The sequence below is a fragment of the Actinomycetes bacterium genome (genome assembly GCA_035506535.1).
Lineage (GTDB): Bacteria > Actinomycetota > Actinomycetes > DATJPE01 > DATJPE01 > DATJPE01.
This window is the reverse complement of sequence record DATJPE010000101.1, coordinates 1-21,622: the sequence shown is the minus strand read 5'-3', so window position 1 is coordinate 21,622 and position 21,622 is coordinate 1. Positions and strand designations below refer to the sequence as shown.

Genomic DNA, 21,622 nt, shown 5'->3' with positions numbered 1-21,622 from the left:
TCCCGTGAACCTGTGAGCAGGCACTGCCCGGGGCAGTGAGTGACGGCCTCAGTCGCGAGGGAGCGGCAGCCAGGCGAAGCCGTACGGCCGCAGGTGGACCGCGTCGTCGGCGACCGACGCCGTGTGCCGCCCGACCACCGCGATGGCGGGAACGTCGAACCCTGCCGAGCGAAGGATGTCGAAGCCGACCACCTGCCCGTTCCCGCCGATGTCGACGAGGGCGAGCAGGCCGCTGCCGTCCTCGGCTCCTCGGACATAGGCGAGCAGGCCCGGCACGCCGAGGTCGAGCACGGTCGAGGAGGCATCGGAGCGCAGGGCGCTGAGCTCCCCCCTCGCCGCTGCAAGCACCTTCATGGTCGCGAACACCCGCGACTCGGCCGTGCCCTCCTGGTTGCGGCGTTCGGCAGCGGCCCAGTCCATCCGCGGGCGGTGGACCCATCGGTTGTCGTGGCCGTGGCCCGGTTCGTCGGCCCAGGCCGGGTCGTTGCGCAGGGCCAGCTCGTCGCCCATGTAGACGAGGGGGATCCCCCCGAAGGAGAAGACCACGGAGTACAGCGCCTCGAGCCGGGAGAGCGCCAGGTCGAGCGCGACCTCGTCCTGGGCCTCCAGCGCGATCCCGACACCGCAGAGTGACGCGGTCGTCCCGCTGATCGGCGACGCCCCCGTCGGGCTGGCCTGGAAGACGTCCCCTTCGGCGAAGGAGCCGGGCACGGTCCCGTCGTAGAACTCGCTGAGGAAGCGCCGGTGCGCGGGGCCGTCGAGCCCGACTGCGGCAGCGTCGGCGTCGGCCACCGCCCAGCCGATGTCGTCGTGGCCGCGCACGTAGGTCACCCAGCTCGTCGAGCGGGGAGCGGCGGGCCGGCGGGTGAGCGCCTGTCGGGCGAGGTCGGAGGTGCCGGTGGCCAGCATCGACCACAGCATCACCATGAGCTGGTTGTCATAAGCGAGGTCGCACTCGCGGCAGTACTCCCCGTGGTCGCCCAGGTAGCGGGTCAGGATGTCAGGGGCCACCATCGCCTCGGCCTTGAGCAGCACACCGGGGGCCGCGACGGACAGCATGGCGCGGAACGCCTGCAGCAGCAGGTGCGTCTCCGGCTGGTCCTGGCAGTCGGTCCCGAGCCGCTTCCAGAGGAACGGGGCCGCGTCCAGACGCAGGATGTCCGCCCCCCGGTTGGCGAGGGTCAACATCGTGCGCAGCATCGCTCGGAACACGTCGGGGTTGGCGTAGTTGAGGTCCCACTGGAACTCACGAAACGTCGTCCACACCCAGCCGAGCCCCTCGACGTGGGTGAAGCTCCCCGGTGCGAGGCCGGGGAAGATCTCCGGCAGCGTGGCCTCGAAGGCGTCGGGCATCAGCCGGTCGGGATAGACCAGGTAGAAGTCGCGGAATCGTGGGTCGCCGGTCAGGGCGCGCTGCGCCCACGGGTGCTCCCGCGCCGTGTGGTTGAGCACCAGGTCGACGCACAGGGCGATGCCACGCCGGTGCAGGTCGCTCGCCAGGGCCGTGAGATCGCCGATGACGCCGATGCGTGGGTCGACCGCGTCGTAGTCGGCGACGGCGTACCCACCGTCGCTCTCGCCCTCGCGCGGCGCGAGCACCGGCATGAGGTGCAGGTACGTCGTCCCGAGCTCGGCCAGGTAGTCCAGGTGCGAGCGCATGGCGGTGAGCGTGCCCGCGAATCGGTCGACGTAGCAGACGTAGCCGACCATCCGCGACTCCTGGAACCAGTCGGGGTCGGACTCCCGCTGGCGGTCCAGGGCACGAAGCTCGTCGCTCCGCTCGGCCACGAGACCCACCGCGTCGTCGAGGAGGTCTCGCACGAGCTCCGCGACGTCGACGCGATCGCCGTACAGCGCCTCGAGAGGACGCAACACGTCAGGCAGCCAGCGCTGCGCGCGCAGGACGAAGGCTGCCGCATCGGGCTCGGCGAGCCGTCCCGCCGCATCGGCCACCGCGCCGGCGAGCAGGCGACGGACGACGTCGTCCGACGCCGAACCGTGGGTCATCGCCACCTCCCTCGTCCCGGTGCTTGGGCAGGGTAGGCGTCGAGGGGCCGGTGCGCAGCCAGCCACGCTCCCACGGAAACGCCAGGCCGTCTCGCCGTACAGTGACCCGCCGAGACCCGCGCCCTCGAGGGGAGCCTCGTGTTCCGTCACCCTGACGACTGGATCTGGGACAGCTGGATCGCCGACGATGGCGACCTGTACCACCTCTACTTCCTTCGGGCGCCCCGCTCGCTGGGCGACCCGGGACGTCGGCACGCCGCGGCGGCGATCGGCCACGCGACCTCGACGGACCTCATCGAGTGGACCGACCACGGAGTCGCCCTCGGCCCGGATCCGCACGGTTGGGACGACCTCGCCCTGTGGACCGGGTCGGTCGTTCGTGGCGACGACGGTCTCTGGCGGATGTTCTACACGGCCATCAACACAGGCGGGCACGGGCTGAAGGACCAGCGGGTCGGCGTGGCCGAGTCGGCCGACTTGTTCACGTGGCGGAGGGTCCTCGACCACCCCGCGGTCGAGGTCGACACCCGCTGGTACAAGTCCCTCGACGAGGACCCAGCGGCGAGCGAGACCTGGCGCGACCCCTTCGTGTTCCGCGACCCCGATGGCGACGGATGGCGCATGCTCATCACGGCCCGTGCGGCGGGGGCCGCCCCCAACGACGACGGGGTGCTGGCGGAGGCGCGCAGCCACGACCTGCTGACCTGGGAGGTGGGCCCGCCGGTCTGCTCGCCTGGGGCCGGCTTCGGACAGCTGGAAGTGGCGCAGGTCCGGGTCGTGGACGGGCAGGTCGTCCTCGTCTTCACCTGCCACCCGCAGGAGCAGACGCAGGAGCGGCTCGACACCGTCGGCAGCTTCTCGACCTGGTCGGTGACGGGAGACAGCGTGATCGGGCCGTGGGACATCGGCGCGGCGCAGCCGTTCACCGAGGAACCGGCACTGTTCGCAGCCCCTCTCGTCCAGCAGCGCGACGGGACGTGGGCGTTCGTCGGATTCCGGAACCTGGAGCCGCAGGGGATTCTCAGCTTCGACATCATCGACCCGGTGCCCGTCCGGATGGAGAACGGCCGCCTCATGGCCATGTCCAGGCGGAAGTGACCTATCGCCCACGCGGGACGCGACAGAGCCGCGACCGGACCACCCAGGACGGCCCGGCACACTAGATTCGGGCCGGAGGCGGTCATGGAGTGTCCCGCGTGCGGTTCCCCGGTTCCCCCGGGCAGCCGGTTCTGCACCCAGTGCGGGACGCCGCAGACCACCTCCTGTCCCGCGTGCGAATCGCCCAACCCGGCGGGCAGCCGGTTCTGCGGCCAGTGCGGCAACCCCCTGGGCGCGAACGAGGTCGAGTCGGGCGCAGCCGTACGCCCGCCGTCGGAGCTCGCGGAACGCCGCCTGGTGACCGTGCTCTTCGTCGACCTCGTCGGGTTCACCTCCTTCGCCTCGGGCCGCGACGCCGAAGACGTACGGTCGGTGCTCGGCCGCTACTTCGACGTCGCCTCCGAGGCCGTCCAGCGCCACGGCGGGGTCGTCGAGAAGTTCATCGGCGACGCGGTGATGGCGGTGTGGGGGACCCCGGTCGCGCACGAGAACGATGCCGAGCGGGCGGTGCGGACGGCCCTGGAGATCGTGCCCGAGGTCGCCGCGCTCGGACGCTCCCAGGGCCTCCCGCTGCAGGCACGCGCCGGCGTGCTCACCGGTGAGGCAGTGGCCTCGCCAGGGGCGTCCGACCAGCGGCTGGTGGCCGGCGACCTGGTGAACACCGCGTCGCGACTGCAGGCCGCCGCCGAGCCGGGCGCCGTCCTCGTGGGTGAGGGAACCTTCCGCGCAGCCGCGAGCGCGATCGCCTTCACGGCAGTGGAACCCTTGCAGCTCAAGGGCAAGTCCGAACCGGTGCACGCGTGGCGGGCCGAGCGCGTGGTGGCCGAGCGCGGTGGTCACCTGCGCGGCGCCGCTCCCGAGCCGCCGTTCGTGGGACGGGTCGAGGAGCTGAGACTGCTCAAGGACCTGCTGCACGCCACCGGCCGCGAAGGACGCCCGCGGCTCGCTGTGGTCTCGGGGATCGGGGGTATGGGCAAGTCCCGGCTGGTCTGGGAGCTGCAGAAGTACGTCGACGGGCTGACCGAGAACATCTACTGGCACCAGGGCCGCTGCCCGTCCTACGGCGAGGGCGTGACGTTCTCCGCCGTGGCGGACATGGTCCGCCGGCGGGCCCGCATCGCCGACGGCGACGAGCCGGACCGGGCGAGGGAGCTGCTCCACGCCTCGCTGGACGACCTCGTCGCGGATCCGGAGGAACGCGCCTGGCTCGAGCCGCGGATCGGCCACCTCCTGGGGCTCGCCCCGGCACCGCCGGGCGGCGCAGAGGAGCTGTTCGGCGCCTGGCGGCGCTACTTCGAGCGGGTGGCCGAGCTGGGTACGACCGTCCTGGTCTTCGAGGACGTGCACTGGGCCGACCCGGGACTGCTCGAGTTCATCGAGTCGCTGCTGGCCGGCTCGCGCCACGTCCCGCTCATCGTCTACGTGCTGACGCGACCGGAGCTCTACGAGCGTCACCCGGCGTGGGGCGCGGGACGGCACAACGCCACCCGGACCCACCTGGAGCCGCTGCCGGACGAGGCGATGCGCGACCTGGTGACCGGCTACGTGGAGGGTCTCCCGAGCTCCGACGTCGAGCGGGTGGTGCACCGCGCCGAGGGCATCCCGCTCTACGCCGTCGAGACGGTCCGCATGCTCGCGGACCGTGGGGTGCTCGAGCAGGTCGGTGACACCTACCGGGCGGTGGCCGAGCTCGGCGGCGAGCTGGAGATCCCGCACACGCTGCACGCGCTGCTGCTCGCCCGGATGGACGGGCTGCCGGACCCCGAACGGACGTTGCTGCAGGCGGCGTCCGTGGTCGGCGAGCGCTTCACCGTGGCGGGCCTGTCGGCGGTGAGCGGCCGGCCGGTGGACGAGGTGGAGCCCACCGTCCGCGCCCTCGTCCGCCGCGAGCTGCTGGACCAGGACGTGGACCCGCTCTCCCCCGAGCGCGGCCAGTACGGCTTCGTCCAGGCCGTGCTGCGCGAGGTGGCCTACTCCACGCTGGCCAAGCCGGCACGGCGTACCGGCCACCTGGCTGCTGCCCGGTACTTCGACTCCCTCGGGGACGACGAGCTGGCCGGCGTCGTGGCGTCGCACTACCTGGAGGCATACCGTGCCGAGCCCGGGGCGCCCGACTCCGAGGACCTCGCCGTCCTGGCGCGGACCTGGCTGACCCGGGCGGCAGAACGAGCCGGTTCTCTCGGGTCGCCGGAGGTGGCGCTGAGCCACGCCGAGCAGGCGCTGAGCCTCAGCGTCGATCCCGTGGAGCGGGCCTCGACCCTGGCCCTCGCCGCGCACTTCGCAGCGCAGGTCGGGGACGGCGAACGGATGGGGCACCTGATCGAGGAGGCGATGCTCGCCGCGCAGCGGACTGGTCACCACGAACAGGTCGGGCGTCTCATGGCCGACGACCTGCGCATCGTGGCCCACCGCCTGCCGGAGCTCGGTGAGCGGATGCTGCGCCTCGCGGAGGAGATCACTCGTGGTCGCGAGGACCTCGTCCGGGTCCAGGTCATCGCCACCATGGCCGACTGGTGCTCCAGCCGCGGAGCGCACGAGGAGGCGCTCGGCTGGGCGGAGGAGGCGATGAAGCTCGCCGAGCAGGTGGACGACGACGTCGCGCTGCGCCTGGCGGCATCGGCGAAGACCTGGGCGCTCGGGGACAGCGGGCGCCATTGGGAGGCGGGCCTGCTGATCGGCGGCGTCGTCGAGCTGGCGCGCACGATGGGCAGTGCCACCGAGCTGGCCCAGGCGCTGACCTCGCTCGGGGTGGTGCTCGGTGAGGACGACCTCAGGGGGTGCATGGAGGCCTTCCAGGAGGCCCACCGCATCGCCGCCCGCCTGGGGATCCGACCGCTGGACTGGATGAACCGGGCGAACCTCGCGGAGGCCGCGACCGATCTCGGCGAGCTGGGGATCGCTCGTGAGGCACTGGTCGGCGACGTCCCCGCGGATGACCCGGCCAGTGACGGCATGGCCTTCAGCCTGGCGACGATCGAGGCCCTGACGGGGAACGTCGCTGAGGGGATCGCGCTGCTGGACACCATGGAGCCGGTGGAGAACCGCTGGCCGCACATCCAGATGCAGACCTGGTTCCGCCGCTCCCGTGGCCTGGTCCGGCTGGCCGCCGGCGACCCGGCAGGCGCCCTCGAGGACGGTCGCACCGGGCTCGCCATGCAGCGCGCCGGATCCAACGCGCTGCGCAACGCGTGGGTGGCCATCGTCGCGGCCTGCGTCCTGCGCGACCGGGAGGCGCTGGCCGACGTGCTCGACCTCAGCCGGCCGCTGCGCGGAAGGTCGACCTTGGCGATGCGGGCCACGGCCACGGCGTCCTTGCACGCGCTGGACGGTGACGAGGGAGCCGCGGAAGCCTTCGCCGCGGCGCTGGAGGAGTGGGCCGGCATCGACAGTCCCCTCGACCACGCCCTCGCCTCGATCTGCGCCGTCCACACCCTGGCGGCCGCGGCCCTGCCCGAGGACCAGATCGCGAGCGCGCGCGAATTCCTGGAGCGCATCGGCGCTCCAGCACTGCTGCCCCTGCTCGACCCGGCAGACGCGGACACGCCCCTAGGGTGAGCCCGTGCTGCGAGAGGTGCGTTACGCGGTCAACGGCGACGTGCACATCGCGTACACCGTCGTCGGGGACGGCCCGGTCGATCTCGTCTACACACCGGGGATCTGGTCGAACCTCGACGTCATGTGGGACGAGCCGCGCTGGGCCCACTACCTGAACCGCCTAGCGTCCTTCTCCCGACTGATCGTCTTCGACATGCGCGGGGTCGGCCTGTCCGACCGCGGGCCCGAGCCGCCGTTCCTCGAGGTCCAGATGGACGACATCGTGGCGGTCATGGCAGCCGCGAGGAGCGAGACGTCGGTCGTGTTCGGCGGGGCGCGGGGTGGAGCGATGTCCATGCTCTTCGCGGCGACGTACCCCGAGCGGACCCGGGCGCTGATCCTCTATGGCGCGCTCGCCAAGACGGTGCGCAGCGCCGACCACCCCTATGGCCGGACACCGGCCCAGCAGCGTGAGTTCTTCGGCCGTTTCGTCGCGGAGATGGGCACCGGACGCAACCTCGACCTTCAGGGGCCCAGCGGCGCAGACGATCCGGCCTTCGTCACCTGGTGGGCGCGGTTCGAGCGACTCGTCGCGACGCCCACGGCGTATCGGGAGCTGGCCGGGATCTTCAGTGACGTCGACGTCCGGGCGGTGCTCCCCTCGATCCAGGCGCCCACCCTCGTGCTGCAGCGCAGCGGCGACCGTATCGTGCCTGCAGACCAGGCGAGGTTTCTGGCCGAGGCGATCCCCCACGCAAGGCTCGTGGAGCTGCGCGGCGACGACCACATCCCCTTCCTCGGCGACGCGGACGCGATCGTGGACGAGATCGAGGAGTTCGTGACGGGCACGCGCCCGACGGCGGAGAGCGACCGGGTCCTGTCGACCGTGCTCTTCACCGACATCGTCGACTCCACCGCGCAGCAGGCCGCCATGGGTGACCGCCCCTGGCGAGCAGTCGTGACCGCCCACCATGCAATCGTCCGCGAGGCTCTCTCGCGTTGGCGTGGCGTGGAGAACGACACGGCGGGCGACGGCTTCTACGCGACCTTCGACGGGCCGGCCCGCGCCATCCGATGCGCGATGGAGGTGCGTGACCGGGTCCGGAGCCTGGGCATCGAGATCCGGGCAGGCGTGCACACCGGCGAATGCACCCTGGTCGAGGGCAAGTGCGCCGGCTTGGCTGTCTCCATCGGCGCCCGAGTCGCCGGCGTCGCGGGGCCTTCCGAGGTGCTGGTGTCTCAGACGGTCAAGGACCTCGTGGCCGGGTCAGGGATCGTCTTCGAGGACCGCGGTCTTCACGAGCTCAAGGGCGTGCCCGAGGTCAGGCGGTTGTTCGCCGTGCTGGCGTGACGCCGAGGTCATCGAGCAACGTCAGGACCCGACGCTTGACGTCGTCTCGGATCCGACGTACGTCCTCCAGCGGCAACCCCGCTGGGTCAGCCACGTCCCAGTCCTCGTAGCGCTTGCCGGGGAACACTGGACAGGTGTCGCCGCAGCCCATCGTGATGACGACGTCGGAGTCCTTGACGGCGTCCGTGGTGAGCACCCGCGGTGTGGCATCCGTGATGTCGATGCCGTCCTCCGCCATCGCCGCGACGGCCACCGGGTTGATCCGGTCGGCCGGCTCGGAGCCGGCGGAGCGGACCTCGACCGCACCGCCGGACATCGCCGTCAGATAGCCGGCTGCCATCTGCGACCGACCGGCGTTGTGGACGCAGACGAAGAGAACAACTGGCTTGTCGTCAGTCATGGCGGTCCTCGCGGTCGGTGGCGATGCCGGTCGGGGTGGGCAGGAGTTCAGCGAGCAGGATCGCGACTCGGGTCTTGATGTCGTCTCGGATCGCGCGCACGACATCGAGGGGCTGGACCGCCGGATCGGCGGTGTTCCAGTCGAGGTAGCGCTTGCCTGGGAAGACCGGGCAGGCGTCGCCGCAGCCCATGGTGACGATGACGTCGGCGGCGTGCACGACCGTCTCGGTGAGCGGCTTCGGGAAGGCCTCGGACAGCTCGATGCCATCCTCGGCCAGAACCTGGACGGCAAGCGGGTGGATCTGCCCAGTCGGCTGACTCCCAGCCGAACGCACGTGGACCCGACCGCGGGAGAGGTGCTGGGCGAGCGCCGCGGCCATCTGCGAACGTCCAGCGTTGTGCACGCAGACGAAGAGGATCTCCGGGGTGGTCTTCGCCATCGGACCCTGGGCCTGTGCCGCAGCCAGGAGCTGGTCCTTGGCGAAGCGACGGACGAGGACCGGTAGGAAGTCGGGAACGGTCGCGTGGGCGACCAGAGCGTTGTGCGCATCGGCAACGGCCCGCTCGACGGTGGCTCGCGAGAACGTGCCGTCGTAGTCGTACGCCAGGTCGTCGACGATGCGCTTGTAGTCGATCTCGTAAAGGAGTCGCTGTCGGTCAGGGTCGGCCATGGATCGCCTCCGGAAGGTCGAGTGGCTCGGGCACCCCGTGTCGCGGATGGAGGACTTCGGTCAGACCGGCCCCGACAGCGGCGCCCACGAGCTGGGCGGCGACGAACGCGCCCACGTCCGCCGGAGCGATGCCGGCGAAGGTGTCTGTGAGGGCCCGGGCGATCGTGACGGCCGGGTTGGCGAAGCTGGTCGATGCCGTGAAGAAGTACGCCGACCCGATCCAGGCTGGTACGGCAACGGCTCCGAGGTGGCCTCGGTCGGTGCGGGTCAGCGTGCCGATGACCAGCAGCAGACCGGCGGTGGCCACGACCTCGCCGAGAAGGACACCGTGGCCATCTCGCCGATGGGTCGACTGCGTCCACGCCGGGAGGCCGAACATGAGGTTCGCCACCGCGACTCCGGCCAGCCCGCCGACGATCTGGGCGCCGACGTAGCCAGCAGCCTCCCCCGCGGCCATCTCGCGGCGCGCTGCGGCGACGAGCGTGACTGCCGGGTTGAACTGCGCACCGGAGACCGGCCCCAGGCAGACGATGAGCACCCCGAGCGCGGCGACCGTCGCCAGCGCATTGATGAGAAGCTCGAGTCCGACGTCCGGTGACAGGCGCACCGCGGCGATGCCGGACCCGACGACAGCCGCTACGAGGACCGCCGTGCCCAGGCATTCCGCCGTCAGGCGACGTACCGGCGCTGACATCAGCAGCAGCTGGCGCCGACGGGTCCGAGTCGGCCTGCCGGCACGGGGGTCGTGCAGCAGCCGCCATCATTCGTTGTCGTTCCGACCGGATTCGGAGAGAGAGGGCCGAGCCCGAGGCCGTCCGGATCATCGTCCTTGACGGTGTAGATCTCCCAGGGAGCGCCAGCCGGGTCGTGCAGCCAGACCTTGTCCTGAAGCGCGAAGCAACAGGTGGTGGCCGCTTCGTCTACGGCGGCCAGGCCGGCGTCACGCAGGCGGTCGGCTTCGGCATCCACCCGGGTCGTCGTCTCGACCTCGATGCCGAGGTGGTTCAACGCGTCGACGGTCCCCCGGCCGCGCGCGTCGGCGGGGACCTCGATGAGAACGAGCTTGAGCGGTGGGTCGTTGACCGCGAAGTTCGCGTACCCCGGGCGACGCTTGTGCGGGCTCACCCCGAACAAGCTGGCGTAGAACTCCACGGACGCTTCGAGGTCCGAGACGTTGAGGGCGAGCTGTACGCGCGACATGGGTCGTCCCCTCGGGCATCGATACGAGTCGACATCGAGATCCGTCGATGCAGCGACGTTAGGTGTAGCATCGATGATTGTCAATGTCGATGGATGTCGATGCCGGAGATGAAGATGCCCAAGGTCCTCGACGTGCTGCCGGTCGATGCCAGCTCGGTCTGCTGCACCGGAGCCTTGTCGGCGCCCCTCGACCGGGAGACGGCCGAGGACCTGGCCGGCCTCCTCAAGGCGGTCGCCGACCCGGTGCGTCTTCAGCTGCTCTCGATGATCCGCGCCGCGGACGGGCAGGAGGCGTGCGTCTGCGACCTCACCGCGGCTGTCGGCCTGTCGCAGCCGACGATCAGCCACCACCTCAGGATCCTCACCGACGCCGGCCTGCTCTCGCGGGAACGCCGGGCGTCCTGGGCCTGGTACTCGCTGAACACCTCCCGCCTCGGCGACGTGGTCGACATCTTCGCGTGAGGCGCGCGGGTCAGGCGGGCTCGGCCTCGGCGTGGGCGACGTACCCGAGCTGTCGCCACACCACGGCGAGGGTGAGGCCCGAACCGACGAAGGCGAACCAGAAGGGGGCGGTCAGTCCCCACGTCTCGGCGATCCAGCCGCCAAGTCCCTGCCCGATGACGAGGCCCCCGAAGAGCGCCACCATGTACGCGCTGCCGACCCGCCCCTGAAGCGCCTTCGGCGTGGCCCGCTGACGCACCGTCTGGGAGACGGTCGCCCAGACGAAGGCGTACCCGCCGAAGACGACCATGACGAGCGTCGCGACCCAGCCGAGGGTGGTGAGCGCCAGTGACAGGTGGGTGAGCACCTCGAGCAGCAGGCACGCCCGCATGACCGTGGCGAGGTCGAAGCGCCGTTCGATCCAGCCGAAGGACAGCGTTCCGGCGAGCCCGCCGATCGCCGCCGCGGTCGTGAGGAACGCGAAGCCGACCTCGCTCATATGCAGGTGGTGCAGGGCGTAGAGGACCATGACCGACCAGGCAGCGCCCCAGGTGACGTTGAACACGAACATCACCAGGGCGAGGGTGCGTACGGCGTTGTGGTTCATCAGCCAGCGCACGCCTTCGACGATGTCGGAGACGATGTGGGTGCCCTCCACGTCGCGCACCGCACCCTTCGGCGTCGCGACGCGGGCGACGAGCAGCACCCCGAAGGCCACCAGGACCGCCTGGCCGGCGAAGGGCCACGCCATCCCGGCCGCGAACAGGAACGCCCCCAGGGGCGGGCCGACGATCTGGTTGGCGACGAGCGAGCTCGCCTGGAAGCGGGCGTTGCCGATGCCGAGGTCCTCGGGTTTGACCAGCATCGGGAGCAGCGTCTGGCCCGTGGTGTCGGCGAAGACCTCGGCCACACCGAGCAGCAGCATCGTGACGAGGACGACCGCGATGCTGACCTCCCCGGTGACGATGGTGAGGCAGAGCACGCCGACCACCAGGGCCCTGATCCCGTCGGAGGCCATGACGAGGAGTCGGCGGTCGACGCGATCCGCGACGGCGCCGGCGTACAGGCCGAGCAACAGCCAGGGCAGGCGCTGGAGCAGGACGGCCATGGCGACCAGGACCGCGTTCGAGGTCTGTGAGGCGACCAGCAGCGGCCCGGCGGCGAGGGCGAGCCCGTCACCGATGTTGCTCGCCGTTGAGGAGGCCAGCAGCCAGCGAAAGCTCGAGCCCATCCGGGGTGGCGCGATGCGGTCGACCAGGCTGCTCACAGTGAGCAGACCCTAGAGCGCTGCCGCCACCTCGATCAGCCGAGATTCGAGCGGCTCGGGTACCGCGCGACGGGTAGGGCGGAACAGGCAGCAGGCGGGGATGGGATGCTCCCTGGCGTGGGAGAAGCGCTCGTCGCCGCCCTGGGGATCTGCGCCTCCCCGTTCGCCGTCGTCCCAGCCATCCTGCTGCTGTTCACGTCGCGGCCCGCCCCGAGCTCGGCCGGATTCGGCGGTGGCTGGTTCGCCGGGATCGCAGGAGTGACCGTGCTCGCGGTCCTCCTCGCCGATCTGCTGACCGTGCCGGACGTCGTACCCGCGTGGGCGTCGTGGACGCGCATCGCGATCGGCGTCGCTCTGGTTCTGGCCGGGCTGGCGAAGTTCCGCCGCCGTTCGCCTGACCCCGATCCGCCGGCCTGGATGCGGCGGCTCGAGGAGGCGACCCCGCGTCGAGCGGTCCGGTTCGGGCTCCTCACCTCCGCCGCCAATCCGAAGGTCGCCCTGCTCGCCGCCGCGGGCGGCTTCTCCATCGGGGCCGAGGTGCAGGGGCGCGGCAACGAGATCCTCGCCGCGATGCTCTTCACCGTGATCGCCGCGTCGACCGCGTTCATTCCGGTCGCGATGTACCTGGTCCGCGGCGAGCGGGCGCTCGCGCCGCTGCAGCGGGCGAAGGACTGGCTCACCTCGAGGATCGACGTCGTGATGTCGGTCGTCCTCGTGGTGCTCGGCGTCCTGCTGGCCTGGAAGGGCGCCTCATCGCTGTAGTCGGCCGGTCACCACGGTCGGCGACATCGGCGTCGAGACGACGTACGACCTCGCGGAGCGGCCCGCCGACCCAACCTGCACCGGCGAGTCGCCTGCGCGGAAGGGTGAGTAGGCTCGGGTCGTCCCGCACCCCAACGCGGACCGGAGAGGTGACCCGTGTCGTTCCAGAGGGTTCTTCGACTGCTCCTGATCCTGGCACTCATCGGCGCGGGGATCGCTGCCGCGATCAAGGTGCAGCAGCGACGTCACGTCGCGAACGACACGGCGGACGAGATCGAGGCGCAGCTGTCGGCCCTCGACCCGGCCACGCGGGCGGCCGTCATCGCCCGCCTCGGCAAGGACGCCGCCGCGGCGGCTCACGCCCGGCTGACGTAAGGCACGGATTGAGCATTCCGTGGACCGACCGGGTCCCTGGCGGTCCCGGTAGCGCTCACTTCATGAGCGGAGCGGGCGTCAGGGACCGGCTCACCCGACGCTCTGCTCGGCGAACGCCAGCAGCGCGCTCGCGGTGAAATCGAGCGCTGGCTCGTCGGTCTGCCACGCGCGTACGTCGTCGACGAACTGCGCCCCGTGGCCGGTGAAGATCGCGTAGTGGTCCACCCCGTCGACCGGGCAGGTCCGGCCGGTGTCGAAGAAGTCGCCCAGGCCGTCAGAGAAGAGGTCGGCACTGTTGGGGCCGTTGACGACAGCGCCCTTGAGCACCCGCCCGTGGCCGGTCAGCGACCCCGACAGGTTGGCGACCACGTGCTGCGGGCAGGCGGGGTACGTCGTGCCGACTCCGATCATGAGCGAGACGCCCCAGGGGTTGTCGCCGAGCACCCAGTCCCGCTGTGAGGTGCCGAACGCGTCATAGGTGTCCGAGCCGGTGACCCGGTGGTAGAGCGCCGCCGTCGCGGCGAGGCCGAAGGTGTGGCTCGCGACGTCGAAGTCGTCGGCGTTCCCACCCGCCCGGAACGGGTCCGCCTTGGCGTGTGCCATCCCGCGGCCGAGCTGGGCGCGAAGGTCGGCGAGCACCAGGGACCGGGTCCGGTGGATGACGGCGGTGGTCTTGTGCGCGTGGATGAGCCTGGCGAGCTCGGCGTGGGCCAACCCGCTGACGTCGTACAGGTTGAGCGTGTCGTCGCCCGCCTCGTGCGCCAGGTATGAGCGCGCCCAGTGCGACGCCTGGGCCAGCCAGAGCCGCGCACGCGGGTCGTGCAGGGCGAACGCGGCGCGCGAGAGCTCGGTGGCGCCGAGCTCCATGTCGTCGCGCCAGGCTGACTCCGGATAGAAGGCGTGGGGCAGGGCCGTGACGACGTCGGACGCGTGGACGTGGGTGGTCTTCGCCCGACCGTAGATCTGGGCCGCGATCGCGAGCTCGCGGCGCGCGCGAACGGGGTGGCGGGTCGCGTCGAGCTGGGCCGCCAACGCGAAGGCGGCGGAGATCCGACCGGCGAGGTTGGGCGCGAGGTGGCCGGGCCGGGCGTCGGTCGCGAAGACCGGTCGGTTGCGGACGTAGCGGTTCGCCGACCCCTTGACGGTGTCGTCCTCCTGGGGGAGACGCCACGAGTCGTGGTCGCCGAAGAAGGTGCCGGCCGTATTGCCCGAGCCGATGCCGACCTGGAAGTAGAGCGCATCGTGCGTCGGATCCCAGGTCTTGGCGAGCCAGCGCAGCCCGTACCGGGCCTCGTCGTCCAGCGTCCCGCGCCGGTTACCGAGGTCGCGTTGGCTGACGAGCATGAGGTCGACGGCATAGGCGGTGGTGTGGGCGAACTTGATGAAGTCGCCGGCGTCGAACCAGCCGCCCTCGACGTCGACCGGGCCGCCGATGCGCTTCAGCGTCGACCCGACGATGGCGTCGCTGTCCGGGCTCTCGTACCTCGGCCAGGCGTAGACAGAGGCCTTGCGATCGTTCAGATGCGACGGCTTGCGGTCCAGCACGCTCGCGATGACGTCGTCGCCGTCGCGCTGCGCCTCGAAGAAGCGCACGGCGTCGGTGACCCGCGGCTTCAGGAGGTCCGACGCGTTCGCGACCCGGAACCACGGCGATGTCGCGCCCGCCCCTGGGACTGTGATCCGGTAGCGGCCGTGGACACGCAGCGCGCTGATGTCGATCGGGTAGACCGCGCGGTAGGACGCGTTCCACGAACCGGTCGAGACGCCGACGTGCCCGGAGTAAACCTGGCGACCCGCCGCGTTCTCGACGGTGAAGGCGAGGTCCTTCGTGGGGCGGTCCAGCAGGACGTACGCCACCTTGCGCTCACCGGCGAGGTAGCCGAGCTGGTCCACCCGGACGTACCCGTGCGGCTGCGTGGCGCCCCGAGCGGGACCCCCCACCAAGGAGGCGGCGAGGACCACGGCGAGACCGCCGACGATCAGCCTGCGCACCCGGACTCCTTCAGACAGGAAACTTTACGGTTTGTTGGGAAGGTACGGCCCGCCGCCCGCCCCGTCAAGGTCGACGTGTCGGACGCTTCGTGCCCCCGCGCGCCCGATGTGTCTGACAGGCGCGGTCGGCTGGCCGGTCCGGTCGACCGGTCAGGCGTCTCGTGCGCCAGAGCACCCATCCTGCCTGATCACGTGTTCCTCCGATCGATCAGCGCCCGTCCGGCGGTCCGGGACCTCGCCGCGAGACGTGGGCTGTGACACCGTGGCCGCGTGAGCGAGTACCGGTTCCTGCAGTTCGCGGGCCATCGCATCGCGTACGCCGTGACCGGCGAGGGGCCCGCGCTGGTGGCGCCCGCCTGGTGGGTCAGCCACCTGGAGCTGGACTGGGAGAACACGGCCTTCCGCGGGCTGTGGGAGGCGGTGGCCCTTGGCCACACCCTGGTGCGCTACGACCGCCTCGGAGTCGGCCTGTCCGACCGCGGGGTGCGCGAGGAAGACCTGACACTCGACGCTGAGGTCGGCTTGCTGCGCGCGGTGCTCGACCACCTGGGGCTCGACGACGTGGTGCTGGTCGGTGGCTCCATGGGTAGCTGCGCGGCGATCGCCTTCGCGGCGCGGTTTCCCGAGCGGGTCAGCCGCCTGCTGCTGTACGGCGCGAGCGCCGACGGCTCCGCGGTTGCCTCGCCACAGGTTCGCGAGGCCTTGCTGACGACCGTGCGGTTGCACTGGGGACTGGGGGCACGCGTCCTAGCCGACATCTTCCTGGGCGACACGGGCAGCGCTGAGCAGCAGCGGCTGGCTCGTTACCAGCGAGCAGCCGCGAGTCCGCAGGCCGCTGCCGCGCTGCTCGGGTTCTTCTTCCGCAACGACGTGCGGGCCGAGCTCGGCAGTGTCCGCGCACCCACGCTGGTGGTCCACCGCCGCGGCGACCGCGCGATCCCCTACCAGCTCGGCCGTGAGATCGCTGCAGCCATCCCTGGCGCGGCCCTGGTCCCGCTCGACGGGAGCGCGCACTTCCCGTGGGCCGGCGACGCACATTCGGTGGCGCGCGCCCTGCGGACCGCCCTCGCGCCGGAGGACTCGCGACGGCGGCTGGCCGACGAGCCAGCCGCCGTCCTGCTGTCCTCCCGGGAGCGAGAGGTCCTCGAACTGGTCGCGCACGGGTTGAGCGACCGGGAGATCGCCGAGCAGCTCGTCCTGAGCCCACACACCGTCCATCGGCACGTGGCCAACATCCGTCACAAGCTCGGCCGTGGCTCCCGTACGGCGGCCGTGGCCGAGGCCGGTCGGCTCGGCCTGATCTGACGCCGATCACCGGAACGGGCCATCGCTGTCAGATGGCCTGGTCGAGCGAAGCGGCGGAGAGAGCGCCGGGCGCAGCGTCGTACCCATGCACCCAGCCACGACACAGCCGTCACCAAGAGAAGAGCGGACCTCCACCACACAGTCATCCGACACCGCGTGGGCGCACGCCTTCGCCGTCCTCTATGACCCCTTCCTGTGGGCGGGCGAGCGGCTCGGCGTGAGAACGCTGCGCGCCGAGCAACTCAGCCACGCCCGGGGGCGCACCGTGGAGATCGGTGGCGGCACCGGCCTCAACCTTCCCCACTACCCGGACGACCTCCACGAGCTGGCGATCGTCGAGCCAGACGCTGCTATGCGTACCCGGCTGGAACGACGGCTGCGACGCCGCGACGAACGGCCGGTGCGGGTGCTCGACGGACACGCCGAGCTGCTGCCGTTCGGCGACCGGTCCGTGGATACCGTCGTGTCCACCTTCGTACTGTGCACGGTCGACGCTCCCGACCTCGCTCTGCGCGAGATCGCCCGGGTACTTCGCCCCGGTGGTGAGCTGCTCTTCATCGAGCACGTCCGATCCGACTCGCCGACACTGGCTCGCTGGCAGGACCTGGCCGCCAGGCCGTGGCGCCGCTTCGCCCAGGGCTGCCGCTGCAACCGGTCAACCGGCGAGCTACTCGCGACCTGCGGCCTCGAGCCGGGGGAGGTCCGGCAGGCGACCTGGCGGGGGATGCCTCCGATCCTGCGGCCGTTGATCGCCGGCCGGGCACGCAAGCCGGGCTGACGGTGCCTCTAGCGCCATCATCACATCCGTAACGGCTCAGCGCCCTTCGCGAGCGGCTTCCTGCAGGATCGCCCAGTCCGTCTCGATGAACTCCAGGTCGCGAACGCGACCACGGCCGAGCGGAGTGATCATCCAGACGACCGTGTGCAGATCACGGTCCGATGCGGCCGTCACCACGCCATCCCCGACAACGTCCTCGAAGGGACCGTACTCCGACGCATCCCACCATCCTTTGGTGATCTTGTGTGGAGATCGTCCGCCATCGATGGCCAGTCCGAACGTCGTGCGACTCACCTTGCCCGTCCCGACCGGGCGCGACGTCATGCGGACGGGGACTTGCAGCCGTTTCCGGTCGCCGAAGAGCGAGACCCGCCGAACGGCTCCCTTGGCTGAGAACCGGCTCGAGGGTTCCACCCAGGCCGCGACCCTACCTCCGAGGAAGCCCGAGACCAGATCGACGACGGCATCCACTCACACAGAATGCCCCTTCGACCGCCCGATCGAGGCCTTGCTTCGCGGCCGAGCCGATCTCGGCGATCTTCGGCGAGGAATTCAGCTCGTCCTGAGACAGACCGGGGCACGCGGATCCGCGGATCGTGTGCGAGGTGGCTCAGGAGTACTTCCGGGTCGCGCCTTACGATCGCGCGGTGGCGCACCCGGAAGATGGCTGGACGAGCGGAGATCGTGAGTCTGCCCGACGGGCGTGGAAGGCACTGCCGAGAACGGAACGGGTCGAGGTGCGCGAACGCGCCTTGGCGGGCCAGCGACATCCGGACCCTGCAGTCGCAGCCGTCGCCGACGCGTGGGCGCGCGGGTTCTTCGCGGCCGGGTGGTGGAACCGAGTCCCAGGCTGGCTGCTCCCTGTGGTCGGGGTCGCCATCGCCGTGGCCGACTGGTTCGTCTTCCCGTGGCTGGCCTTGGGTGGCGTTGTTGTCACCATCCTCGGACTGCTCGGCTGGTCGACCCGTCGCCTTGCCGCGTCCATAGTGGCGCTACCCGACGATCAGCCGGGCTGACGCGCGGCGGAGCCGATCGGCGCCCAGGGGCGGGTCCGGTGTCGGCAATCGCGGCCGCCGAGGCACGATATGCCCGTGGCTGGATCTCGCCGGACGCCCTTGGTCCAGCGAGGCCTGACCTACGAGTTCGTCGGCGCGACCGGCATCGAGTCCGAGGAGTGGAAGACGTCGACCGGCCCTCGCAGCTTCGAGGCGTCAGCCGTGATCGGTCGAGGGGAGACCTGCTGGGTCGCCGCCTCTGACGACGTGCTCACGTGGAAGGTGAAGTCCCGTAGCGGGTTCACCGTCGAGTCCCCCCACGTCGGCCCTGCGCGTCAGGGCGACCGGCTGTGGCTGATCGCCGGTGCTGGGCCGCTGACCGTGCGCGAACCGATCGAGGTCATTGCCGTGGTCCAGACCGAAGACCGATGCGGGCTCGCCTACGGAACGTTGGACGGGCATCCCGTCTCAGGTGAGGAAGCCTTCATCGTCTCGCGAGACCCATCGGGAGCCGTACGCCTGACCATTCGCTCCCTCTCCACGCCCGGCAAGGGCGTGTGGCGCGCCGCCTGGCCGGTGGTGCGGCTGGCTCAACACGCCTATCGGCGGCGATACCTCCACGCGCTCTCGCCCACCGCCGTCGGGCGCTCGAAGGGACGTTCGACCGCGCGATAGCGTCACATCGGTACCCGAGGGCCGAGGGTCTTGACATGCTGTGCCGATGGCCGTGGGCGGAGACGGTCCCGCGCTGGAACTGCTGCGACGGGCTGAGCACGGTGTGCTCCTGTACGGGATCACTCCGCCAAGACTTGCGACGACTCCTGATCGCGCTGACGAGATCGCCCAGGCCACGCTGGCGCGACTGGACTCGGTGGCGCTGGATGGGTTGATCATCTACGACGTGGATGCCGAAAGCGATCGCTCTCCGGAGCCACGGCCCTTCCCGTTCATGCCGATGATGGATCCCGCGGACTTCTTGGACCGGCACCTGTCCGGCTGGACCAGACCGGTGGTCGTCTATCGCGCAGTCGGCAAGTACACCGAGACAGAGCTGAGCCGTTGGCTGACCGAGGTGGACGTCGACCGGGTGCTCACAGTGCTGGTCGGCGCCGCCTCTCCTCGCCAGGCGGTGAAGACCCGGCTCACCGAGGCATACCGGCTGCACGCTGGTCTGGACCGACGCCCTCTCCTCGGTGGGGTCAGCATCGCTGAACGGCATGTCCGGACAGGCCAGGAGCACCGTCGGATGCTGAGCAAGCAGCTGGACGGCTGCGAATTCTTCGTCTCCCAGGTCTGCTACGACCTGGATCACAGCCGGGACCTGCTGTCGGATTACGTCTATCTCTGCCGGGACGAGGGCGTCGTCCCCCGCCCAGTCGTCCTCACCCTGGCCCCCTGTGGATCCATGAAGACCCTGCAGTTCATGTCGTGGCTCGGCATCGATGTCCCACGCTGGCTGCACACCGAGCTCACTCGGTCGCAGGACCCACTGACCGAGTCCCACGACCAGTGCCTGACCAACGCCCGCGCACTGATCGGCTTCTGTCGCCGGCTTGGCCTTCCCTTCGGCATCAACGTGGAGAGCCTGACGAACCGAAGAGTCGAGATCGAAGCCTCAGTCGACCTGGCCCGGGAGGTCGGTGAACTCCTTCACTGACCTGAGCTCGCCGATACGGAGCCTGCAGATCGGCTACGGGGATCCACGAGGATTGGGCGAGTCGGTCGGATCATCCTCGCCATGGTCATGGACCGCAGCAGGTTGACGTCGAGCCCAAGCGAGCACGTCTTCTCGCGAGCCTTCGTACTCAACGTGGGCTCCGCCATCCTGCCACGACGCCCATCACCGACCCTCGGCATCCTGCTCGACGGCGGCCGCCGGCGAGGTGAACTGAGTGCCTGGATCGCCGACCTCGCGGGGGGCTCGATAACCAGGTCAGGTTCTTGGACCGCGGCACCGTCGAGCTCAAGGGCCTCCCCGATCCCGTCGCCTACCTGTCGGCGACCAGGCCTGATGGCCGTGCGCCCTTCCAGCAGAGGTCCCTGCGACGCAGCATCTCGCGGGGCCGACGCCGCCAGGCGCCAGGCTCCGGATGTCCGCGGGCGACGGAGGTGAGGTCGAATCGCCCTGACATGGCCGCCAGCATCTCCTGCGGCTGTTGACACCGCTCACGAGGCTCCGGGGCTGCACCACTTCCCGGGAGTGTGCACTTCGTGCACGACGCGAAGCTCCGCATCGGCGTCCCGCAAGGGCTCGGGCCGCAGGTGGTCGCTGACTCGCCATACGTAGCGATCCTCTGTCCCAGCCCACGCGGCGTGCTCCGCAAGGGCCAGTGGGACGAGGCGCATCCTCGTGCGGGCCCATTCAGGCGTCCACGGACCGTCCTCGACGATGCAGTGAAACGAACGGAACTCAAGGTAGATCGTGCGCCGCAGTTCGTTGGCGACGGCGGGCGGGGAGCCATGGATGATCATGTCATCATGGACGAGAACGTCGCCGGGTTCGAGCTCCACTTCGATCGCACCGGGAACATCCCAGCCGTGTCGCTCAACAAGTGCGCACGCGTCGATCCGTTGGTGCTGGGAGCCTGGCACGACCCGCAACGCCCCCTGACCGCTCACCGAGGCATCGAGGTAGACGTCGATGTTGAAGATCCGGTGGGCGCGGGAGTGGACCGCGTCCTGATGCCAGGGGATCGGGGCCCCGTCACCCGCCGACTTGAAGACCATCGACTCATAGGTGGGGACGAAGTCCGGTCCGGCCAGGCTCTCGGCGATGCCAAGTATCGCCGGGGAGCCGAGGAGCTCGAGTGACGCCCGCTCACCCTTGTCATGCAGGTAGTCGACCCGGTACATCACCTGACCAGAGGGTCGCGACGCGAACAGCCAGTCACCGGGACGATCACGGTGTGGGTCGAGGCCATCGGCCATCCACCGCTGCGACGCCCGCTGGAGTCGACCGATCAGACCGACCGGCACTCGCTGCTTCAGCACGAGGTAGCCCTGATCGTCGAAGAAGGCCACCTGGTCTTCGGTCAGGGACCATGGCGACCTGCTCGCCCGGGCGGTGGAGGGGGTCGCGGGGGAGGACTCAGTGCCCATGAGGCGAGGCTAGGCGATCGGGCCTCAGCTCTCGACCCGGGCGACGATCAGTCGTGTCCTTCCTCCCCGCGTTACCGAGTCGTGCACGCGACGGACAGGAGCGCAACGTCGAGCGGCGCCAGTGCCGGCGCTACCTCTGCTAGCGAAGGCCTCTACCGTCGGTAGTCGGCGGTCGGCAGGTTCGAGCGTCAAGTGCTCATCCCGAGGGGGTGAGCTGAGGCGGGTAGGTCGTCCCGTAGTGCCGGCCGTCGCGGCCGTCGAAGCGCAGGCCACCGCCATCGATCGTGGTGATCCCGATGTCGCGTTCGTGGAGCCAGTCGTGGTGGGCCCAGCAGAGCAGGAGCCCGT

Annotated in this window: 20 protein-coding genes; 11 read left to right on the top strand and 9 right to left on the bottom strand. The window is 70.5% G+C overall.

The features are described 5' to 3' along the window. Nucleotides 1–48: 48 nt before the first annotated feature. On the bottom strand, nucleotides 49–2,007 hold the full coding sequence (locus tag VMI11_15915; GenBank protein HTY73886.1) for an alpha-amylase family protein: 1,959 nt from the start codon (nucleotides 2,005–2,007) through the stop codon (nucleotides 49–51). Between the two features lie 138 nt (nucleotides 2,008–2,145). Here VMI11_15915 and VMI11_15910 point away from each other — a divergent pair, with 138 nt between their 5' ends. From VMI11_15910 to VMI11_15900, 3 genes are all read left to right on the top strand, one after another. After that, nucleotides 2,146–3,105 carry a glycosyl hydrolase gene (locus tag VMI11_15910; GenBank protein HTY73885.1) on the top strand — a complete coding sequence of 320 codons (960 nt, stop codon included), beginning with the start codon at nucleotides 2,146–2,148 and terminating at the stop codon, nucleotides 3,103–3,105. A gap of 84 nt (nucleotides 3,106–3,189) precedes the next feature. Next, on the top strand, nucleotides 3,190–6,660 hold the full coding sequence (locus VMI11_15905) for an AAA family ATPase (protein ID HTY73884.1): 3,471 nt from the start codon (nucleotides 3,190–3,192) through the stop codon (nucleotides 6,658–6,660). Nucleotides 6,661–6,664: 4 nt separating this feature from the next. Further along, nucleotides 6,665–7,990: an adenylate/guanylate cyclase domain-containing protein gene (locus VMI11_15900; GenBank protein ID HTY73883.1), complete on the top strand. Its 1,326-nt coding sequence runs from the start codon at nucleotides 6,665–6,667 to the stop codon at nucleotides 7,988–7,990. Here VMI11_15900 and VMI11_15895 read toward each other — a convergent pair. Genes VMI11_15895 through VMI11_15880 form a run of 4 tightly spaced genes read right to left on the bottom strand, consistent with a single transcriptional unit; the run spans nucleotide 7,962 to nucleotide 10,260 of the window. Further along, nucleotides 7,962–8,390, bottom strand: a complete 429-nt coding sequence (locus VMI11_15895) for an arsenate reductase ArsC (protein ID HTY73882.1) — start codon at nucleotides 8,388–8,390, stop codon at nucleotides 7,962–7,964. The genes VMI11_15900 and VMI11_15895 overlap by 29 nt on opposite strands. Continuing rightward, nucleotides 8,383–9,060, bottom strand: a complete 678-nt coding sequence (locus VMI11_15890; GenBank protein ID HTY73881.1) for an arsenate reductase ArsC — start codon at nucleotides 9,058–9,060, stop codon at nucleotides 8,383–8,385. Before VMI11_15890 ends, VMI11_15895 begins: the two co-directional genes overlap by 8 nt. Continuing rightward, nucleotides 9,047–9,754, bottom strand: coding sequence for an MIP/aquaporin family protein (locus VMI11_15885; protein HTY73880.1), 708 nt, complete (start codon nucleotides 9,752–9,754; stop codon nucleotides 9,047–9,049). Before VMI11_15885 ends, VMI11_15890 begins: the two co-directional genes overlap by 14 nt. Further along, a complete protein-coding gene (locus VMI11_15880; GenBank protein HTY73879.1) occupies nucleotides 9,754–10,260 on the bottom strand; it encodes an ArsI/CadI family heavy metal resistance metalloenzyme in 507 nt (168 codons plus the stop codon). Before VMI11_15880 ends, VMI11_15885 begins: the two co-directional genes overlap by 1 nt. Before the next feature lie 93 nt (nucleotides 10,261–10,353). On the opposite strand from VMI11_15880, the gene VMI11_15875 reads away from it, so the two are divergent. Next, nucleotides 10,354–10,722, top strand: a complete 369-nt coding sequence (locus VMI11_15875) for a metalloregulator ArsR/SmtB family transcription factor (protein HTY73878.1) — start codon at nucleotides 10,354–10,356, stop codon at nucleotides 10,720–10,722. Nucleotides 10,723–10,732: 10 nt separating this feature from the next. On the opposite strand, the gene VMI11_15870 is transcribed toward VMI11_15875, so the two are convergent. Then, nucleotides 10,733–11,968, bottom strand: a complete 1,236-nt coding sequence (locus VMI11_15870; protein HTY73877.1) for an MFS transporter — start codon at nucleotides 11,966–11,968, stop codon at nucleotides 10,733–10,735. A gap of 117 nt (nucleotides 11,969–12,085) precedes the next feature. On the opposite strand from VMI11_15870, the gene VMI11_15865 reads away from it, so the two are divergent. Next, complete coding sequence (locus VMI11_15865) at nucleotides 12,086–12,730, top strand: GAP family protein (GenBank protein HTY73876.1); 645 nt, start codon at nucleotides 12,086–12,088, stop codon at nucleotides 12,728–12,730. Nucleotides 12,731–12,886: 156 nt separating this feature from the next. Next, nucleotides 12,887–13,105: a hypothetical protein gene (locus VMI11_15860; GenBank protein HTY73875.1), complete on the top strand. Its 219-nt coding sequence runs from the start codon at nucleotides 12,887–12,889 to the stop codon at nucleotides 13,103–13,105. Between the two features lie 90 nt (nucleotides 13,106–13,195). Here the strand turns inward: VMI11_15860 and VMI11_15855 are convergent, their stop codons facing one another. Then, nucleotides 13,196–15,097, bottom strand: a complete 1,902-nt coding sequence (locus VMI11_15855) for a glycoside hydrolase family 9 protein (GenBank protein ID HTY73874.1) — start codon at nucleotides 15,095–15,097, stop codon at nucleotides 13,196–13,198. Between the two features lie 270 nt (nucleotides 15,098–15,367). Here VMI11_15855 and VMI11_15850 point away from each other — a divergent pair, with 270 nt between their 5' ends. After that, nucleotides 15,368–16,402, top strand: coding sequence for an alpha/beta fold hydrolase (locus VMI11_15850; GenBank protein HTY73873.1), 1,035 nt, complete (start codon nucleotides 15,368–15,370; stop codon nucleotides 16,400–16,402). 85 nt (nucleotides 16,403–16,487) lie between these two features. Next, on the top strand, nucleotides 16,488–17,180 hold the full coding sequence (locus VMI11_15845; GenBank protein HTY73872.1) for a methyltransferase domain-containing protein: 693 nt from the start codon (nucleotides 16,488–16,490) through the stop codon (nucleotides 17,178–17,180). A gap of 36 nt (nucleotides 17,181–17,216) precedes the next feature. On the opposite strand, the gene VMI11_15840 is transcribed toward VMI11_15845, so the two are convergent. Beyond that, nucleotides 17,217–17,651: a hypothetical protein gene (locus tag VMI11_15840; GenBank protein ID HTY73871.1), complete on the bottom strand. Its 435-nt coding sequence runs from the start codon at nucleotides 17,649–17,651 to the stop codon at nucleotides 17,217–17,219. Nucleotides 17,652–17,827: 176 nt separating this feature from the next. Between VMI11_15840 and VMI11_15835 the strand changes: the two genes are divergently transcribed. The 3 genes from VMI11_15835 to VMI11_15825 all read left to right on the top strand — a co-directional run bounded on the left by VMI11_15835 (nucleotide 17,828) and on the right by VMI11_15825 (nucleotide 19,832). Further along, nucleotides 17,828–18,196, top strand: coding sequence for a hypothetical protein (locus tag VMI11_15835; protein HTY73870.1), 369 nt, complete (start codon nucleotides 17,828–17,830; stop codon nucleotides 18,194–18,196). A 75-nt stretch (nucleotides 18,197–18,271) separates the two neighbouring features. Then, nucleotides 18,272–18,850 carry a DUF1990 domain-containing protein gene (locus VMI11_15830; GenBank protein ID HTY73869.1) on the top strand — a complete coding sequence of 193 codons (579 nt, stop codon included), beginning with the start codon at nucleotides 18,272–18,274 and terminating at the stop codon, nucleotides 18,848–18,850. A gap of 46 nt (nucleotides 18,851–18,896) precedes the next feature. After that, nucleotides 18,897–19,832 (top strand): 5,10-methylenetetrahydrofolate reductase, encoded by a 936-nt coding sequence (locus tag VMI11_15825; protein HTY73868.1) that lies wholly within the window; start codon nucleotides 18,897–18,899, stop codon nucleotides 19,830–19,832. Nucleotides 19,833–20,341: 509 nt separating this feature from the next. Here VMI11_15825 and VMI11_15820 read toward each other — a convergent pair. Further along, nucleotides 20,342–21,274 carry a phytanoyl-CoA dioxygenase family protein gene (locus tag VMI11_15820; protein HTY73867.1) on the bottom strand — a complete coding sequence of 311 codons (933 nt, stop codon included), beginning with the start codon at nucleotides 21,272–21,274 and terminating at the stop codon, nucleotides 20,342–20,344. Nucleotides 21,275–21,622 lie beyond the last annotated feature (348 nt).

Excerpts from the sequence above, each read along its gene's own strand:
- VMI11_15915 (HTY73886.1), bottom strand. The coding sequence starts at position 2,007 with ATGACCCACGGTTCGGCGTCGGACGACGTCGTCCGTCGCCTGCTCGCC.
- VMI11_15905 (HTY73884.1), top strand. The coding sequence starts at position 3,190 with ATGGAGTGTCCCGCGTGCGGTTCCCCGGTTCCCCCGGGCAGCCGGTTC.
- VMI11_15895 (HTY73882.1), bottom strand. The coding sequence starts at position 8,390 with ATGACTGACGACAAGCCAGTTGTTCTCTTCGTCTGCGTCCACAACGCC.
- VMI11_15890 (HTY73881.1), bottom strand. The coding sequence starts at position 9,060 with ATGGCCGACCCTGACCGACAGCGACTCCTTTACGAGATCGACTACAAG.
- VMI11_15885 (HTY73880.1), bottom strand. The coding sequence starts at position 9,754 with ATGTCAGCGCCGGTACGTCGCCTGACGGCGGAATGCCTGGGCACGGCG.
- VMI11_15880 (HTY73879.1), bottom strand. The coding sequence starts at position 10,260 with ATGTCGCGCGTACAGCTCGCCCTCAACGTCTCGGACCTCGAAGCGTCC.
- VMI11_15875 (HTY73878.1), top strand. The coding sequence starts at position 10,354 with ATGTCGATGCCGGAGATGAAGATGCCCAAGGTCCTCGACGTGCTGCCG.
- VMI11_15845 (HTY73872.1), top strand. The coding sequence starts at position 16,488 with ATGCACCCAGCCACGACACAGCCGTCACCAAGAGAAGAGCGGACCTCC.
- VMI11_15825 (HTY73868.1), top strand. The coding sequence starts at position 18,897 with ATGGCCGTGGGCGGAGACGGTCCCGCGCTGGAACTGCTGCGACGGGCT.
- VMI11_15820 (HTY73867.1), bottom strand. The coding sequence starts at position 21,274 with ATGGGCACTGAGTCCTCCCCCGCGACCCCCTCCACCGCCCGGGCGAGC.